Below are 17,864 nucleotides of genomic sequence, written 5' to 3' on the forward strand. Positions count from 1 at the left end.
ATTATTCTACTGAGAATAAGAATGAATAGATCGGTTGATCACCTTGATGTACTTCTACTTCAACGTCTTCATAGTTTTCTTCAATGTATGATTCTAATTGAGCAACTTCGTCATCAGAAGCATCTTCACCTTTTATAATTGTAAGGATTTCACTATCTTCATCAATCATTTCATCGATTAATTTCTTACTAACTGAAAGATGATCAGCATCACTTACTTTAATACTGCTTTCATGTATTCCCATGTATTCGCCTTTTTTAATAGTTATACCATCAATATTTGTATCTCTAACAGCATAAGTTACAGATCCAGATTTAACAAAACTCATCGCTTCTTCCATTTGAGCTTTGTTTTCTTCAATTGATTGTTCTAAATTAAGGTTTAACATCGCTGAAAGTCCTTGAGAAACTGTTTTTGAAGTCACAACAGCTACTGGAATATCAACTAAATGTCCTACTTGCTCAGCTGCCATTATAATATTTTTATTATTTGGTAATATGATTGCATTTTTACAACCAGATTGTTTAACAACTTTTACGATATCTTCTGTTGAAGGATTCATTGTTTGGCCACCACTTATTACATGTGTAGCACCAAGTGATTTGAATAACTTAGTTATACCTTCGCCCATAGAAATCGTAATAATAGCTGTGTCTACAGCTTCTTGTTGCTGTTCTTGCTTAATTTTCTTATCTGCACTTTTTCTAAGTACTTCTCTATGTTGTTCACGCATATTTTCGATTTTAATTTTGATAAGTTCTCCGTACTGGCTGCCATATGTAAGCACTTCTCCCGGAGTTTCTGAATGCACATGAATTTTAACGATTTCATCATCTGAAATCACTAATAAAGAATCACCAAATTGACTCATATCTTCTCTAAATTGGTCTTCATTGAAAGGTTTTTTATCTTTTCCAAAGCGAACCATAATTTCAGTACAATAACCAAATACGATGTCTTCTGTATTCATAACACCACCAAAATCGTGGTCATCATTTATAAATTCATCAGTATTAACTTTTTCTTTATTAGGTTCAATTTTTTCACCTTTTAAAGTTGCTAAGAAGCCTTCGTATACAAACATCAAGCCTTGTCCACCACTATCAACTACACCGACTTCTTTAAGTACAGGCAATTGATTGGGTGTATTTTCTAACGCTTTTTGTCCTTGTTCAATTACAGCTTCCATAATTGTAATGATATCATCTGTCGTTTCTGAAGAATTCATAGCTGCTTCACCTGCAACTCTCGCTACAGTTAAAATAGTTCCTTCTACTGGCTTCATAACAGCCTTATAAGCAGTGTTAACACCAGACTGGAAAGCTTTAGCAAATTGTTTAGCGTCAATTTCACTTTCATTCTCAATTGATTTTGAGAATCCTCTAAATAATTGAGATAAGATAACACCTGAGTTACCTCTTGCTCCCATTAATAAACCTTTTGAAAATACTTTACCCACTTCACCGATATGTGCGCTATCTTGAGATTTCACCTCAGCAGCACCAGATGACATAGATAAATTCATATTTGTACCTGTATCTCCATCTGGAACTGGAAATACGTTTAAAGAATCTACAAAGTCTGCATTGTTTGATAAACTGTCTGATCCTTGAACGATCATGTCAGCAAACAATTTGCCGTCAATCTTTTTCATACTCTAATTGCCTCCCTATGCTTCCTCATCATCATTAATAACTCTAACACCTTGGATATATATGTTTACTGCGTTGACTTTTAAATTTAATGATTGTTCTAAAGTATATTTAACAGCAGATTGGACATTGTTTGCTATTTCTGAGATTTTCGTACCATAACTCACAATTATATACATATCTACATCAAGTACACCTTCATTTTGAGATACAATAACACCTTTGGCATAATTGTCACGTCCTAGAATTTCAGCAATTCCATCTCTTACTTGGTGTTTACTTGCCATTCCTACGATACCATAACATTCTACTGCAGCTCCGCCAGCAAGTGTTGCGATAACATCATTTGAAATATCGATACTTCCATACTCATTTGTAATTTCTAAAGTCATGATTACGTCCCTCCTACACATCTAAGTTATAAATAACTATCTTTACTTTTATATGTTCTGTTTAATTATACTTAATAACATACTCAAATCGCAAGAATTCATAATTTTATTCACGTTATTTTATACAACGTTTTCACAAGATATCATTATAACAAATAAATCGAACTTTAAAACACTTTTTCCGAAATTTGTTATTATTTTTTCTGTTTTTTGTAAAAAATCCGTTGAATAAATTATACCTGCGTGTTATATTATTAAAGTGTGTAAACGTAAATAAATGTGTATTTATATTTCATTAAAGGAGGATATTTATGGCTAAAGAATGTTTCGTAACAGGTCGTAAAGCTAGAACGGGTAATAATCGTTCTCACGCATTAAATGCTAACAAACGTCGTTGGAACGCTAACTTACAAAAAGTTAGAATTTTAGTTGACGGTAAACCTAAACGTGTATGGGTTTCTGCTCGTGCTCTTAAATCAGGTAAAGTTACACGCGTTTAATGAATATAAGTCACATATAGTAAAGAGAACCTTTGTGTGGAAGGTTCTCTTTTTTTATTTATCTTTACTTTGAATCACTAATATATTTCCAAGCTCAACTGTTACTTTAGGCTGTTCAAACCCTTCTTTAAACTCATTACTAATAGTCAAAGTCGAACCTTGTTCTAAAGTTGTATATGGTAATTCATATTTAAATTGTTCTAATTTCACACGAATATTTGATGTTAAAGGTACAAAAGAGATATACTTCATACCCTCATTTTGTGAAATTCTATGATTCCCCGGTTTCAAAACATTAATTATATTTTGATGATCAATTAGAGATATTTTAATATCATCTGCTAAAAATTCTGGTTTAGTTAATATTTGAATTGCACCCATAAAGTGATCTAAGCGACCACCAGTTGCTCCATATATCTTAATTTCAGAGTAACCTAATTCGACTGCAAGATTAACTGCTAATGCTAAATCTGTATCATCTTTTTCCTTTTTTACTGGGTCAATTTCAATTTGTTCTTTTATTTGATTTAACTCTTTCTCTGTGACTGAGTCAAAATCACCAACTGCTGCTATAGGTTTTATTTGATGATTTAATAATTCTAAAGTACCTCTATCTACACCTATCCAGTCAGATTGTTGTTCTAGAAAAACACTTTCATCTACATTACGTAAACTACATAATAAATTCACTTTCAAAATTATTCACCCTTTAATTTACGAACTGGTTCTTTATAGTCTTCATGTTTGAAATAATAAGATCCTGCAACTAAAATATCTGCTCCTTGATCTTTACATAATTTTCCTGTTTGATCGTTTATGCCACCATCTACTTCTATTTCATAGTTTAAATTATTATCTTTTCTATATTGATTTAACCAAGTTATTTTATCTAATGTACTTTCAATAAATCCTTGTCCACCAAAACCAGGGTTTACCGTCATGATAAGTACGAAGTCTACATCAACTAGTATTTGAGATAATAGTACTACAGGTGTACCAGGGTTAATAACAACACCTGCTAATTTATTATGTGACTTAATTTGTTGAATTGCTCTATGAATATGGTTTGTTGCTTCATAATGTACAGATACCATATCACTTCCTGCTTCACAAAATAAATCGATCATTTGTTCTGGATTTTCAATCATTAAATGTGTATCAATTGTCATATCTGTTACTTTTCTCAATGATTCTAAGATTGGTAATCCAATAGAAATATTTGGTACGAATTGACCGTCCATTACATCAAAATGAAGTATCTCTGCTCCAGATTCTTTAACGCTCGTTACTTCTTCTTTCAATATTGCAAAATCACATGCTAAAAGTGAAGGTGCTATTTTAACCATTAATATCTTACCTTTCTATTTTGAATTTCTTCAAACAATGTTAAATAGTGCTTATATCTTAATTTATAAAATTCTTTTTCTTCGATAAGTTCTTTTACTGCACACTTTGGTTCGTTAATATGTGTACAATTTCTAAATTTACATTCTGACTTGATCGCTTCAAATTCTGGAAACAGGTCAGCCAACTCTTCTTTTTCTATATGAGAGAAATCTAAAGCACTAAAGCCAGGTGTATCCGCTAAGTAACCATCTTCCATTTCATACAATTCTACATGTCTTGTCGTATGTTTACCTCTATTAAGTGCTTTTGATATTTTATTTGTTTCCAAGTTTAAATCTTTAAATAGACGATTCATAATTGTTGATTTACCGACACCTGATTGTCCACTTAATACAATTATACCTTTGATTAACGGTTTAATAGATTGTGTTAAATCATCGTCTTCACCAACAAATAGTGTTTCATAGCCGACTTCTTCATAATTTTTTAATATTTCTTCTATTTTACTAATTTCAACTTTATTTGCTAAATCTTTTTTAGTGACGCATATTATAGGGGTAATATGATATGAATGTACCACTACTAAAAATCTATCTAACAATTGTTGACTAAATTCAGGTTCAATCGCACTAATCACTACAATGACTCTGTCTATATTAGAAACAGGTGGTCTTAATAAAATATTTTCTCTTGTATGGATATGATGAATATAACCACCAGTCTTATTTTCAACTTGAAAATCTACTATATCTCCTACTACTGGAGACATTTTCTTCTTTCGAAATAAACCTCTAGCTTTTGTAATATATACGCCATCACTAGTTTGAACTGAATAATCGCCACTAATTGATTTTATTATACGACCAGTTTTCAATATAACACCTGCCTCACTTTATTTTTATTATACCAAATGAGGATAACTTTATAGTCATCACACATTATTTTTGAACAAAATTGTAACTTTAGTACCTTTATCAACTTCACTATTAAAGAAAATATGAGCATCATGATGTTCAACAATTGAATCAACAATCGATAAACCTAGACCATTACTATCAACATGCACATTATGTGATTGATCACCTTTATAAAATCTATCTTTAATCTGACTTAATTGTTCTTGTGACATTCCATAACCTTCATCAATGATTGCTACAGTTATAAAGCCATCTTGTTGAAATACTTTAATTTGAATCATGCTATATTCTGGAGAATATTTAATCGCATTATTTAAAATATTATAAAATGCTTGGTATAACAATTTATTATTACCTTGAATTACTATTTCTTTCATATCAAAAATTATAGATACTTCTTTCTCGTCTAATAAATAATTTAAATTTCTGACGACTTCTTTCATTACTTTATTTAATTCAACAGTCTCATTAAATGAAAGGTGTTCGCTATTATCTAATTCAGATAATAATAATAGTTGTTTCGTCAAATTACTTAAGCGATATGCTCTACCGTATATATCCTCTATGATTTGTACTCTTTTACTTTCAACTTCTTCGTATTCTAGTTCTCTTAACAAACTTAGAATAGATTGTAATGGGGATTTTATTTCGTGAGATACGTTTTGTACAAAAGATTGGCGCATTGTTTCAAGTTGTTTTAACTCGTCTCTCATTTCAATAAATCTATATTGTAGAATTCCGATTTCATCGTCTCTTGTTACTTTAATTTGCACATCAAAATCACCTTTACCTAATGACTCTGTCGTCTTCATTAATCTTCTGATTGGCGTAGCAAGTGAGTGACTTGAAAACATCACTAACACTAATGAAATAATGACCAATAGCACAAGTAAAATCGCTAAAAATATTCTAAATTCACCTAGCATTAAGCCGACACTTGGTCTTAAAAACAGAGCATATTCCGCTCCTTGATGCTCTAATTTCACACCAACAGTATTTCGTGTTTCATTGTCAAAGAACCCTGTTATAAAAATATTAAATGGGCGTTCTTTTATTCCATGATACGTGTTACTACTCAATACTTGTTTAACAGCTTTCTCATTTAAATTATATTTTCTAAAATGATCACCATAATATGTTGCTTCCATCTTATCATCGTATAAAATAGCTTGATAATGCAGTTCACTTAAATGTTGTAAATATGCATTCAAATCCAATTCATTATCTTTATCAATATACTTTTGAACTTGTTTTAAAGTTTTTGTAACTTTATAGTCATTCTTTTCTTTTAAATCTATGTGATAGTATATATTTGTCAGAATAAACCCTAAAATTGAACTGACTGCCATAACTACGATTGTATAAATTGTAATGCGCTGTGCTAATGATTTAAACTTCATCTTCAAGCACCGCCTTGTAACCAACGCCTCTCACTGTTTTTATCAAGACATCGCTCTCCAACTTTTCTAGTCTTTTTCTTAATCGCTTTATATGGACATCAAGTGTTCGTTCATCACCTTCAAAATCTATGCCCCATACGACCTCAATAATTTTATCTCTTTGCAATACTTTATCTTTATTTCTCATTAAATAATCCAAAAGTGCAAATTCTTTTTTAGGTAGCAGCATTGATTTCTGGTTAATTGTTATTTCCATATCAACAGAATTCACAAGCGTGTTTCCTATTTTTAATTCACTTGAAGAATTAATTTTAAACCTTCTTAAAACAGCCTTAATTCTAAAGAGAAGCTCTTTCATTTCAAATGGCTTAGTGACATAATCATCTGTTCCGGCTAAGAAAGCATTTTCTTTATCACTCAGTTCATCTCTAGCAGTTAACATGATAACTGGAATATCAAAACTTTCTTTAAGCGTTTGGCATAATTCAAAACCATTCATACCTGGCATCATAATATCTACAACAGCTAAGTCTATATATTTATGTTCAACAACTTCCAATGCTTCTTCTCCGCTGAGGCTAGTTACAACATTTATATTTTCACGTTCTATTTCTCTTTTCAAATCATTTAATATAAATCGATCATCATCGACTACTAAACAAGTTACCATGTTATCACCTCTTTCCTATAATGATACCAAATATGTTGTGTATTTATTACAAAAAACTCAAATATATAACGCTTCACTTAAAAAAAGACTACCAACAAATTATATTTTTTGTTGGTAGCCAATTACATTTAACTATTTGAAATAGCGTAAAGTTATTAAACAGATTCTACGTTACGGTTAACTAACGCATTTACATTTTCAATAATTGTTCCACTTACAACTCGACCAGGTAATTTGTTTAATTTCACAGATAAATCTTGGTCTTGTTTCATATCATATGAAATATTTCTTGCGAAGTATTTCATTGATTCTTCCATAATGATGATTGTCATCCATTCACCAGCACAACGGTGATTTGTATTATAATCTCCGCCACCTTGTGGAATTAAATCAAACGGACTACCATCCCAATCACTGAAACGGTTAGGATAGAATCTTTCAGGATTTTCCCATAAACCTTCTTTATGCAATGTTCCGTAAATATCCATTATTAAGAAAGTATCTTTTTCAATAGTATATCCATCAAATTCAATATCAACTGCCGCTTTACCAGGTAAGAATGGCACGAAAGGATAGAATCTTCTTACTTCTTGCACAAATTTATAAGCATAGTCATCTTCGTTATTGAAGACTTTTTCAGCTTCTCCTGGATAGTCATGTAACGCTTTAACACCAAAGCTAACGAAACGGTTAATCGCTACTAGAGGACGTACTACGTTCATTAAATCAATAGCACATAATCTAGAATCCATTAAGTTACCTTCGAAATCTTCCCAATGACTAAATTCATGTAAAGCTGTACCTTGTGGAGGCGTTAATTTGCCTTCACGTACCGCAATAATTTGATTTTCAAGGAAAGTTTCAACTCTAGCTCTAGCTTGTTTAGCTTCTTTATAACCTTTAAATGCTGTACCGATATTTTTAAATGAATCTATCATTGTATCCATATCTTTCGCGCAGCTTTCAATTTCTTCTGGAGAAGCAATGATACCAGCCCATCTAAATCCTACTTTAGTTAATAAGACTATAGATTCTTTATAAACATTTACTTCATCCATTCTTTCCATACGTTCAGTATTCATAAACCAAGTACTACGTGTAAGTTCTCTTAAGTAGTCTAAGTTCTCTTCAGTCATTAAAGACATAAATAGAGCTTTACGGTCTATATGTTTTTTACCACCAGTAGTATGTATAGCACCTTTACCGAATAAAGTATTTACAACACGTTTAGGTAATGTTCCTTGTCTTTCAATTAACTCATTGTTATAAAAAAGCTCTGCAGCTTCTTTACCGCTAATTACTACTGTTCTTCTTCCGCCTAAAGCTCTTAATTCGAAAATATTAGAATCAAATTTTTCAAGTCTACTAGGCACATAATTATATCCTTCTTTTAAAACTTTAAATGTACTATCAAGCCCTCGATCTTTTGGTATTTGCTTACCCATAAAATCATTGCCCCCTAAAAATTATTGTAAATTTCATATACTTACATATTATTTCATTTTCTTGGAAAATAATCAATCAACTACTATTATCAATTGAAAATTTTATATCTTTATCTACAATTGCGTGTCTTTTTGACCATTCGATTAATATTTCCGGGTATATAACTTCATCTTTTATTTCATTGTTCACATTCTCGACAGGAAACGTTAATACAAATCTTTGGTCTATAACTTCATCTACTAAATTAAAAAATTTCAAATTACCTTTAGTTGGTCGTCCTACAAGATTAACAATTCCCGAATTTGATACTTTATAAACTAACCATTCAGCTGCATTTTCAGTATCTTTATCAATTAAAATCGTTATTTTTTCAAAACGACTTAAACCAATAAAGTCGATTTTATTGTCATCAAAATATTCCCAGTTACCTGAAGGTTGATCCATTAAATTTTGATAAAATGCTTGTTCATTCATTTCTTCGCATTGTTTAAAAATTCGTTCTATTTTTTGTTTATATAACGATTTATGTCGTTCACGGTCAATCACTATATGTGTGTCACTAGTTAATATTGTTTCTTGATTGCCAATTTCATAAAAATATGGAATAAGAAATTCTGCAATACTTAATTTATCAAAAGTTGCTTTCCTAAAATCAAATATTATATCCTTTGATGACTGTTTAATTTTGGATAATTGATATAAAGCTTCCACAGTTTGTTCAAACGTAATATTACCAACAAACTCTGCAATAGGTGTATTTTCTTTAATATACACATTGATCGAAGCCTCATCATTTAATTGATACTTTTTCAATTCAAAATGATAATACTGATTGCTTCTCTTTACATCCACTTCACTTTGAAACGTCAAAATATGTTCCCATTCTTCACGATGATAAGGTTCATCGCCTAACAAACGTTTATATCGCTTCCTACAAAATTCTATAGGATCTCCAGATAATGTTACAATTTCATCGCCTAATACAAAGCGAATATCATTTATAACTTCTGTTACTACAAGCGAATCTTTAGTTGCTCTAACTTTAATGCCAACTTGTTTTTCAGGTTCTTTTAAAGATTTTATATTCGTATTAAATAGACCAATATCAAAGAAATAATTATTCATTACTTCTATAAATACTTGGTCCGTTAATTGTGGTGAAGTAACGATATTTTTATATTCGTCATAGATATTATACTTCTCATCAATATTTTGAATAGCATGTTCAACCTGTTTGTGCATATATTCATACAAAGATACATATGGAAGCATATTTTCACCTCGGATTCATTTTCTAAATTTTACTAATAACCGCTTATTAAATCAATTAAAAATATAAAAAATTATAAAAAAAGCTACTTCCACAACTAACATGTCTAAAAAGGATGATATCAAGACATTGGCAAGTTATGAAAATAGCTATATTATTAATTAAAAATCATCGTAATCGATTGTATTGCTTTCTATTTCTTTACCGTCTACTTCTACACGATATTCAGCTGATTCACCTTTAGGAATCGTGAAATCAATACTTTTCGTTGTATCTTTCTTAATAGTAAATGAATCAGATACTTCTTTTATATCATTAGTTTTATCTTTTACAAAAATTTCTACTTTTTGACCTTTATTCTTATCTGATCCTGTAAAAGGTATATAAACAGATTGAGTATAAGTCTTGTCTCTAAGACTGTCTTTATCATCAGATTTGTCATCTTGCTTATCATCAGATTTGTCTTTGTTAGAGTCTTTGCCTTTTGACACATCAAGATATATCGTGGATTCAACAGGTAGTTGACCATTTTTAAATGACTGCTTAACTACAGTATCTTTTGATTCTTCACTGTCAACCTCATTAGTTTCAACTTTAAATCCTAATGATTCTAGTTCAGAAGTTGCTGTCGCAACCTCTTCACCAGTATAGTCTTTAACATATTCTTGTTGTACACCTATTGATTTTGTTAATATAATCATCGTGTCTTTAGGCACTACTTTACTACCTGGTTCAACATTTTGGTTAATAATTGTACCATTTTCAGCTTTGTCATATTCTTCTTTTATTCGAACAGATTCAAAGCCTTGCTTCTCTAATTGCTTTTTAGTATTATCAGCTGATTTACCGACGTAATCCTCTATTGTAAATGTCTTAACACCTTTTGAAATAACTAAATCAACTTTAGACATTTCTTTTACTTTCGTACCTACTTTAGGTGTAACTTTCATAACTTCGCCTTCTTTGAAGTTATTACTATAGTCTTCAGTGATTTTTCCTTTACGCAATCCTTTTTCATTTAATAAAGCAGTTGCCTCACCTCTAGATTTGCCTAGTAAGTTTGGTACGTCTTCATATTTAGGTGCCGTTAAAGCAAATCCTATTGCTCCAACTAGCATACATAATAAAAGAATTGGTACAAAGACAATTAACCATTTATTTCTTTTATGTTTAGGTTTTTCATTTTCTTGATTTACACTGTTTGAAGTACTGTGACCTGTATCTGCAACTGGAACTGTCTTGGTTTGGTCTCCATTGTCATCAGTTTTTACGACAGGTATTGTCTTTGTTTCAGAACTCGATTCGTATCTTGGTGTTTCATCTTTACGCTCTTCATCTAAAGCCGTTAATAAATCATTATACATTTCATTAGTATCACGATACCTTAAAGCTTTTTCTTTTTGTGTTGCTTTCATTATAACGTTTTCTAAACTTTGAGGTACTGATGGTCGTTCATTTCGAACAAAAGGCAGTTCTTCTTGAATATGTTTAATTGCAACACTTACAGGTGTTTCTCCATTAAATGGCGGATGTCCTGTTAACAATTCAAATAATACGATACCAATTGAATATATATCAGATGATTCATCAGTAGATTGACCTTTAGCTTGTTCAGGAGATAAATATTGAACTGATCCCATTACATGATTCGTTTCAGTCAATGCAGTTTCACTTAAAGCTCTAGCTATACCGAAATCTAATATTTTTAAAGTACCCTTTTTAGTCATTAAAATATTTTGTGGTTTTATATCTCTATGAATAATTCGATGATGATGTGCATGTGCAATGCCTTTTAATATTTGAAGCGTCATTTCTACCGCTTCTTCTGCAGATAACTTACCTTCTTTACATAAATACTCCTTTAATGTAGGACCATCTATATATTCCATAACTAAGTAATAACAATTATCATCTTCTTCAACGTCCAACACATTCACAATATTATTATGACTCAAAATAGTTGTGTTCTGAACTTCTCTTTCAAAACGTTCAACTGCTTTTTCTTTTTCATATGGCGGTATGTTGATGACTTTAACCGCTACATCACGGTTTAAGATGTTATCTTTTGCTAAATAAACATTACTCATGCCACCGCCACCTAGATATTTCACAAATTCATAGCGACCGGCGATTATGCGACCTATCATATTTTCCCACCTTCAAATGGGTATAATACTAAAGAAATATTATCTTTACCTTCAGCTTCAATGGTTTCTTCTATAAGTGTTTCACCTATATCTTCCGTTGAACCTTTATGAGTCATAATAATTTGTTGTACATCATCTTCACGTAAATAATCAGTTAAACCATCAGAATTTAATAAAAGATAGTCATAATATTTAGTGTTATAGTAAAAAACATCTGGCTTAACTCGTTTATCTGTACCCATTACTTTCGTTATTATATTTCTTTGAGGATGTGTAAAAGCCTCTTCTTTAGATATTTCTCCAATCGTAACAAGATGATTAACAAATGTATGATCATTTGTTAATTGCATCATTTCACGACTGTTAATCAGGTAAGCACGTGAATCACCTATATTAGCAACAACGATATCTTTTTCATATACAATTATACAAACACAAGTTGTACCCATGCCTCTAAATTCTTCGTTGTTCATAGACTCGTTATATAATTGTCTATTAATATCTGCAAGATTGGATTTCAACCAATCTTCAGCATGGTCATATTCAATATAATTTTCTTCTTCGAATCTATCCTTTAGTGAATCATTCACAAATTGACTTGCAACTTCACCTGCAGCATGTCCACCCATTCCATCACAAATCACTAATAGGACTTGCCCAGTTTGGTTCGTGTAGATACCACCTGCATCTTCATTTTGTTCTCGAAATTGACCGACATCTGTAAAAAAACGTGCTTCCATGATTTCTTACCTCGTTTCTTCTTTTCGCTCTTTTGCTCTTAGTTGACCACATGCAGCATCGATATCTGCACCTTGATTACGTCTAATTGTAGCATTTATGCCATTTCTTTTTAATTCTTTTTCAAATTTAAAGATATCTTCTTTTGAAGTCTTAACATAATCACGTTCAGGTACATGATTTACTGGAATTAAGTTAACATGACAATTTAAATTTTTGATTAATTTTGCTAAAGCTTTTGCATGATGTACTTGGTCATTTACGCCACCAAATAAGCCATATTCAAAAGTGATTCTTCTGTTTGTTTTACTAACATAATATTCTATAGCTTCCATTAATTTATCTAAATCATAAGCTCTGTTTATTGGCATTAATCTTGAACGTGTTTCATTATCTGCAGCGTGTAAACTTACCGCAAAATTAATTTGAAGAGATTCATCTGCGAAATCATAAATTTTAGGAATGATACCTGATGTAGATACTGTAATATGACGTGCACCGATATTCAAGCCTTTATCATGATTAATAATTTTTAAGAAGCCCATCATTTCATCATAATTTTCAAATGGTTCACCAATTCCCATAATTACAACTTGGCTTACACGTTCATCTGATTCATCTAAAGCTTTTTGAACTGTTAATACTTGAGCCACAATTTCTCCTGCTTCAAGATTACGTTTTAACCCACCTATAGAAGATGCACAGAATGTACAACCTATTCTACAGCCTACTTGTGTTGTTACACATACTGAGTTTCCGTATTCATGTCTCATTAAAACTGTTTCAATAGTATATCCATCTTGTAATTCAAATAGGAATTTAATTGTACCGTCTTTACTTTCTTGTTTAACAGCTACTTCTAACGTTGTAATTTCAAATGATTGAACTAATTTTTCTCTTAATTCTATTGATAAATTAGTCATTTCACTAAAAGCATCTACTCTTTTAACGTATAACCAATCAAAGATTTGTTTAGCTCTAAACTTCGGTTCTGATTGATCAATCAACCAATCTTCTAATTCTCCTAACTGTAAAGAGTATATTGAAGGTCTTTCGAAGTTTGGCATAAATTTATTGCGCTTTTTCTGTATCGCTGGCATATTATCTTTCCTTTCTCTTAATTTTAGTAATAAAGAATCCGTCTGAATTATAATCTTGCGGTAATAACTGTAATGTTTTTGTTTCTTGATTGGTTCTTGGATCATTAAATAGAGCAAACTCAAACTCTGGATTTGCTTTTAAAAATGAATAAACAACATTTTCATTTTCCATTTGTTCAATCGTACAAGTTGAGTATACAAGCTCTCCACCAGGTGCTAGAGATTTACTTGCATTTTCCAATATTTCTAATTGTAAATGCCATAATGATTCTACATCTTTAGCAGTTTTATCATATTTAATTTCTGGCTTTCTTCTCATAACACCGAATCCACTACAAGGAGCATCAACTAGTACATAATCATATGTCTTATCAAATGGTTTAGTTGCATCATGAACATCTGTTGTAACATTTTCTAATCTTAATTTTTTGACATTAAAATCAATTAAATCTATTTTATGGGGATGAATATCATATGCATCAACTTGGCCAGTTTGGTTCATCATTTCTGCAATATGACAAGTCTTTCCGCCAGGTGCACTACATGTATCTAATACAGTACTGTTTTCTTTTGGATTTAAAATTTCTGCTACGAACATTGAACTCTTATCTTGAACAGATAACAACCCATCTTTAAATAATCGATCATTGACGATTGGTTCACCTTTAATGTGTAAACATCTTTCGATATCTTTATCTATTTCGACAGTATAACCATTACTTTGTAATCTTTCAACTGCATCTTCAACCGATATTCTTGTCGTATTGACTCTGACAGTAGTGTTTGGAGGCGTTAAACTTAATAAACACATTTCTCTTGTCTTCTCATAACCAAAATGTGTAATCCAATGTTTAGTTAACCAAAGTGGTACGCTTCCTTCAATAGATAATCGTTTATCATCATGTTTAATTTCATCTAAAGTTCTTAGCGGAGATGACATAAAGTTTCTAAGAATTGCATTAATAGCTTTACTATTATGCAAATCACCTCGTACTTTTGCAATATTAACTGCCTCGTTAATTATTGCATGGTCAGGTACTTTATCCAAATACACAAACTGATATGCGCTCATTGTTAATAAACGTTTCATCCAACCTTTTAACTTGGTTTGAATAAATGGCTCTATTAAGTATTCTAAAGTAAGCTTTCTTTGTAGTGTTCCGTATACTAGTTCAGTTAGTAGTCCTACATCTTTTTTAGAAATTGCTTCATTTTTTATTGCTTCATTAAGTTGTAGATTACTGTATGCTTCTCCAGTTAATACATCGTCTAGAATCGTTAATGCAACATATCTTACATTGTTTTTCATCATATTAGTTTAGTCCCATCAATTTTTGATTGTAATCCGCTCAAGTAATCACGTGTTTTAACGCGTTTTTTACCCGCTAATTGTATTTCTGTTAAAGCCACACCATTGTCAGATCCAGTTGCAACAATTATAGAGTCTTTTGTCGTTTCTGCAATTTCACCAGGTTCACCTTTAACATTTTCAACAATTTCACTTCTCCAAAGTTTTAAATTCTTATCGTTCATCGTCGTGTAAGCAACTGGCCATGGAGATAGTCCTCTTATATGATTGTGAATTGATTGAGCATCTTGTGACCAATCAATTCTTTCATCTTCTCTTGAAATATTAGAAGCAAAGCTTACTAAAGATTCATCTTGAGGTGTACTTTCGTTCGTTCCATTAAAAATAGTAGGTAAAGTTCGTTTCAATAACTCTGTACCAAGTACTGCTAGTTGATCATGAACATCCCCTACTGTATCGTTCTCTTTAATGATTATCTTATCTTGACTAATGATATTACCTGCATCTAGCTTTTCAGCCATATACATAATTGTGACACCCGTTTTCTTTTCACCATTCATCACTGCATAATGTATTGGTGCTCCACCTCTATATTTAGGCAATAGAGAAGCATGTACATTAACTGCTTTATATTTCGGTGCATCAAGTAATGATTTTGGTAACAATTGCCCGAAAGCAGCAGTCACAATTAAATCAGGCTTTAAATTTATAATTTCTTCTAATTCAGAAGAATGATTTAATTTTTCAGGTTGATAAACAGGAATATTATGTTTGATTGCTACTTCTTTTACTGGAGGTGGCGTTAGTACTTTCTTACGACCTACAGGACGATCTGGCTGAGTAACAACAGCAATGACTTCATTATCTTCAATAAGCATTTCTAAAATACCTGTAGAAAAATCTGGCGTACCCATGAATACGATTTTACTCATCCTTATACATCTCCTCTAGTTCTTCTTCACTAACTTCTCTCGTCATTTTATCAGTAAACAACTCACCATATAAATGATCGACCTCATGTAAAATAATTCTAGCAACATCATCGTATGCCGTTAATTCAACACTATTTCCATTCAAGTCATTACTATTAACAACAATCATTTTACTTCTATTAACTTCCCCAAAAACACCCGGAACACTCAAGCAACCTTCTACATCTGCTTCAGTTTCTTCAGATTGAGAAACAATTGTTGGATTGATAAGCTGCAAAATACCCTCTTGCTCCATATCAACAATCGCAACTTTAAGATCAACACCAATTTGAGGAGCAGCAATACCTACCCCATCATTTTCATACATTGTGTCCTCTAAGTTAGAAATCAATTCTTTTAAAGATTCATCGAAAGTAACAACATCTTTAACTTCTCTATTTAATATTGGATTTGGTACCGTAACAAGTGGTTTTACAGCCATCTCTATCGCTCCTTTTTAAAAACTCATCGTATAATTATAACGTAAATCAACATAAAAAGCGACAGAGAATATTTATCCTCCATCGCTAATTACATTTGTTTAATTTTGAGTTCTCTTTAAAAAAGTTGTCACACAAACTAAAGATAAAATCACAAGTGAGAATAATGCAAATTGGATTATACCATTTTCACTTTCACCTGTATTAGGTAAAACCATCTAATGGTCTTGAATGATGACCGACGAACAAGTCATTCGTTCTACGTTTAGAAACATAAAATAGAAGATAGTATTAATTGCTTATACATACGAACACTTCACACCTTTGAATTTGGATTTTAATCCCTAAACATATTTTTATGTCTCAAGGTGATTTCTATGTATACCTATTATTTATTAAAAATGGAATTTTATTGTAGATGTTAATTATATAATATTATACAATCTAATTATAAGTAAATCTACTTTTTTTATAACAATATAGAAAGGATAGTCATATGAAAGCTAACGATTATATTAAATACGTAACTGCACTGGAAGGAAGAACTTTATTAAGTAAAGAGGAAAGAAATTTTTTAATTACTTATCATAATGGAGAGGAGGGTGAGAAATATTTTACTGCTATGTTAAATTCTCTCAATAATATTTATTATATTCACTCATTCGAATTTGGTTCTACTAATCATGTTCAAATAGATTTTCTAGTTGCTACTAGTAATAAGTTTGTTGTTTTTGAAGTTAAACATTATAAAGACGAATGGTACTTTGAACATGATACTTTGAAAAATAATTATGGAATTATAACCAAATCTCCTATAATCCAAGTCCGTAATATAAAGCATGAGCTTCAAAAATTACTTCATAGATGTGGAATATTTTTAGATATTGAATCTTACATCGTATTTACTAATCCTCATTTAATCCCTTTAGGAACATGGCCAAAAAATCAAAATATAATACTTCCACATGAATTAGATAAAATCTCAAAAATACTATCACCACAACTTCCAAATGATAACCATCAAATATTGAATTTACTTCTAGAAAATGAATCGAAACACTCCACTTATTATCAAAAAGACATTACGACAAAATATGATTTAAAGTATGCCGGTATAAAATGCCCCAACTGTAGAAAAATGCATACTATAAAAATATTAGATAACAAAACACTTTATTGTTGCTCATATTGTAAGTCGGAAATTAAATGTGAAGATATAGTATTCTTTAATTTAAAAGAGCTTTATATTATAAAGAGAGACAGTTTTACTTTTGAAGAAGCTATAGCATGGTGTTATCCAGTGAAAAAGTATACTATTGAACGCGTTTGTAAGAAATACTTTTTATCATTAACACGGAGAAACAGAAAATTCTTTTTAGATAGTAAATAGATATATCTTTATCAGCAGTTTCTTCTCAAATTGCTTTTAACACCACTCTTATCAGCAGTTTCTTCTCAATTTGCTTCTAACGCCGAATATGTCCATATAATTGTGTAATAAAATAAGAGCCATATATAGCTCACTTTAGTACAATGTAATCGACTAAGAAAAATTGTAGAGGTGA

18 protein-coding genes are annotated in these 17,864 nt (G+C 31.0%); 2 read left to right on the forward strand and 16 right to left on the reverse strand.

Annotated features, from left to right (window positions below):
• Position 1 precedes the first annotated feature (1 nt).
• A complete protein-coding gene (gene fakA, locus LQ668_RS02590) occupies positions 2 to 1,654 on the reverse strand; it encodes a fatty acid kinase catalytic subunit FakA (RefSeq protein WP_078356112.1) in 1,653 nt (550 codons plus the stop codon).
• Positions 1,655 to 1,669: 15 nt separating this feature from the next.
• Positions 1,670 to 2,044, reverse strand: coding sequence for an Asp23/Gls24 family envelope stress response protein (locus tag LQ668_RS02595; protein WP_016911554.1), 375 nt, complete (start codon positions 2,042 to 2,044; stop codon positions 1,670 to 1,672).
• Positions 2,045 to 2,355: 311 nt separating this feature from the next.
• Here LQ668_RS02595 and rpmB point away from each other — a divergent pair, with 311 nt between their 5' ends.
• On the forward strand, positions 2,356 to 2,544 hold the full coding sequence (gene rpmB, locus LQ668_RS02600) for a 50S ribosomal protein L28 (protein ID WP_078356111.1): 189 nt from the start codon (positions 2,356 to 2,358) through the stop codon (positions 2,542 to 2,544).
• 54 nt (positions 2,545 to 2,598) lie between these two features.
• Here the strand turns inward: rpmB and LQ668_RS02605 are convergent, their stop codons facing one another.
• From LQ668_RS02605 to LQ668_RS12455, 14 genes are all read right to left on the reverse strand, one after another.
• Entirely contained in the window at positions 2,599 to 3,240 is a 642-nt protein-coding gene (locus LQ668_RS02605; RefSeq protein WP_218702757.1) for a thiamine diphosphokinase, read from the reverse strand.
• A 2-nt stretch (positions 3,241 to 3,242) separates the two neighbouring features.
• Complete coding sequence (gene rpe / locus LQ668_RS02610; RefSeq protein WP_078356109.1) at positions 3,243 to 3,890, reverse strand: ribulose-phosphate 3-epimerase; 648 nt, start codon at positions 3,888 to 3,890, stop codon at positions 3,243 to 3,245.
• Positions 3,890 to 4,765 (reverse strand): ribosome small subunit-dependent GTPase A, encoded by an 876-nt coding sequence (rsgA, locus tag LQ668_RS02615; RefSeq protein ID WP_078356108.1) that lies wholly within the window; start codon positions 4,763 to 4,765, stop codon positions 3,890 to 3,892. Before rsgA ends, rpe begins: the two co-directional genes overlap by 1 nt.
• A 57-nt stretch (positions 4,766 to 4,822) precedes the next feature.
• Positions 4,823 to 6,208, reverse strand: a complete 1,386-nt coding sequence (locus LQ668_RS02620; protein WP_218702756.1) for a sensor histidine kinase — start codon at positions 6,206 to 6,208, stop codon at positions 4,823 to 4,825.
• Positions 6,198 to 6,878 (reverse strand): response regulator transcription factor, encoded by a 681-nt coding sequence (locus LQ668_RS02625; RefSeq protein ID WP_078356106.1) that lies wholly within the window; start codon positions 6,876 to 6,878, stop codon positions 6,198 to 6,200. The genes LQ668_RS02620 and LQ668_RS02625 overlap by 11 nt, the downstream gene beginning before the upstream one ends.
• A gap of 155 nt (positions 6,879 to 7,033) precedes the next feature.
• Positions 7,034 to 8,323 (reverse strand): cytochrome P450, encoded by a 1,290-nt coding sequence (locus tag LQ668_RS02630; protein WP_078356105.1) that lies wholly within the window; start codon positions 8,321 to 8,323, stop codon positions 7,034 to 7,036.
• Positions 8,324 to 8,399: 76 nt separating this feature from the next.
• The gene (locus tag LQ668_RS02635) at positions 8,400 to 9,596 is read right to left on the reverse strand and encodes a hypothetical protein (RefSeq protein ID WP_218702755.1); all 1,197 of its coding nucleotides are present in this window, start codon (positions 9,594 to 9,596) and stop codon (positions 8,400 to 8,402) included.
• Positions 9,597 to 9,755: 159 nt separating this feature from the next.
• Positions 9,756 to 11,741, reverse strand: a complete 1,986-nt coding sequence (gene pknB / locus LQ668_RS02640) for a Stk1 family PASTA domain-containing Ser/Thr kinase (RefSeq protein WP_208143948.1) — start codon at positions 11,739 to 11,741, stop codon at positions 9,756 to 9,758.
• A complete protein-coding gene (locus LQ668_RS02645) occupies positions 11,738 to 12,484 on the reverse strand; it encodes a Stp1/IreP family PP2C-type Ser/Thr phosphatase (RefSeq protein WP_107509144.1) in 747 nt (248 codons plus the stop codon). Before LQ668_RS02645 ends, pknB begins: the two co-directional genes overlap by 4 nt.
• A 3-nt stretch (positions 12,485 to 12,487) precedes the next feature.
• Positions 12,488 to 13,579, reverse strand: a complete 1,092-nt coding sequence (gene rlmN, locus LQ668_RS02650) for a dual-specificity RNA methyltransferase RlmN (protein WP_078356101.1) — start codon at positions 13,577 to 13,579, stop codon at positions 12,488 to 12,490.
• A gap of 1 nt (position 13,580) precedes the next feature.
• The gene (gene rsmB, locus LQ668_RS02655; RefSeq protein WP_078356100.1) at positions 13,581 to 14,891 is read right to left on the reverse strand and encodes a 16S rRNA (cytosine(967)-C(5))-methyltransferase RsmB; all 1,311 of its coding nucleotides are present in this window, start codon (positions 14,889 to 14,891) and stop codon (positions 13,581 to 13,583) included.
• Complete coding sequence (gene fmt / locus LQ668_RS02660; RefSeq protein ID WP_218702753.1) at positions 14,888 to 15,820, reverse strand: methionyl-tRNA formyltransferase; 933 nt, start codon at positions 15,818 to 15,820, stop codon at positions 14,888 to 14,890. The genes rsmB and fmt overlap by 4 nt, the downstream gene beginning before the upstream one ends.
• The gene (gene def / locus LQ668_RS02665) at positions 15,813 to 16,301 is read right to left on the reverse strand and encodes a peptide deformylase (RefSeq protein WP_078356098.1); all 489 of its coding nucleotides are present in this window, start codon (positions 16,299 to 16,301) and stop codon (positions 15,813 to 15,815) included. Before def ends, fmt begins: the two co-directional genes overlap by 8 nt.
• A 99-nt stretch (positions 16,302 to 16,400) precedes the next feature.
• The gene (locus LQ668_RS12455) at positions 16,401 to 16,517 is read right to left on the reverse strand and encodes an LPXTG cell wall anchor domain-containing protein (RefSeq protein WP_078356097.1); all 117 of its coding nucleotides are present in this window, start codon (positions 16,515 to 16,517) and stop codon (positions 16,401 to 16,403) included.
• A 278-nt stretch (positions 16,518 to 16,795) separates the two neighbouring features.
• Here LQ668_RS12455 and LQ668_RS02670 point away from each other — a divergent pair, with 278 nt between their 5' ends.
• Entirely contained in the window at positions 16,796 to 17,689 is an 894-nt protein-coding gene (locus tag LQ668_RS02670; protein WP_208143950.1) for a nuclease-related domain-containing protein, read from the forward strand.
• The last annotated feature ends 175 nt before the right edge of the window (positions 17,690 to 17,864 follow it).

The organism is Mammaliicoccus sp. K-M42, from assembly GCF_022386375.1.
Classification (GTDB): domain Bacteria; phylum Bacillota; class Bacilli; order Staphylococcales; family Staphylococcaceae; genus Mammaliicoccus; species Mammaliicoccus fleurettii.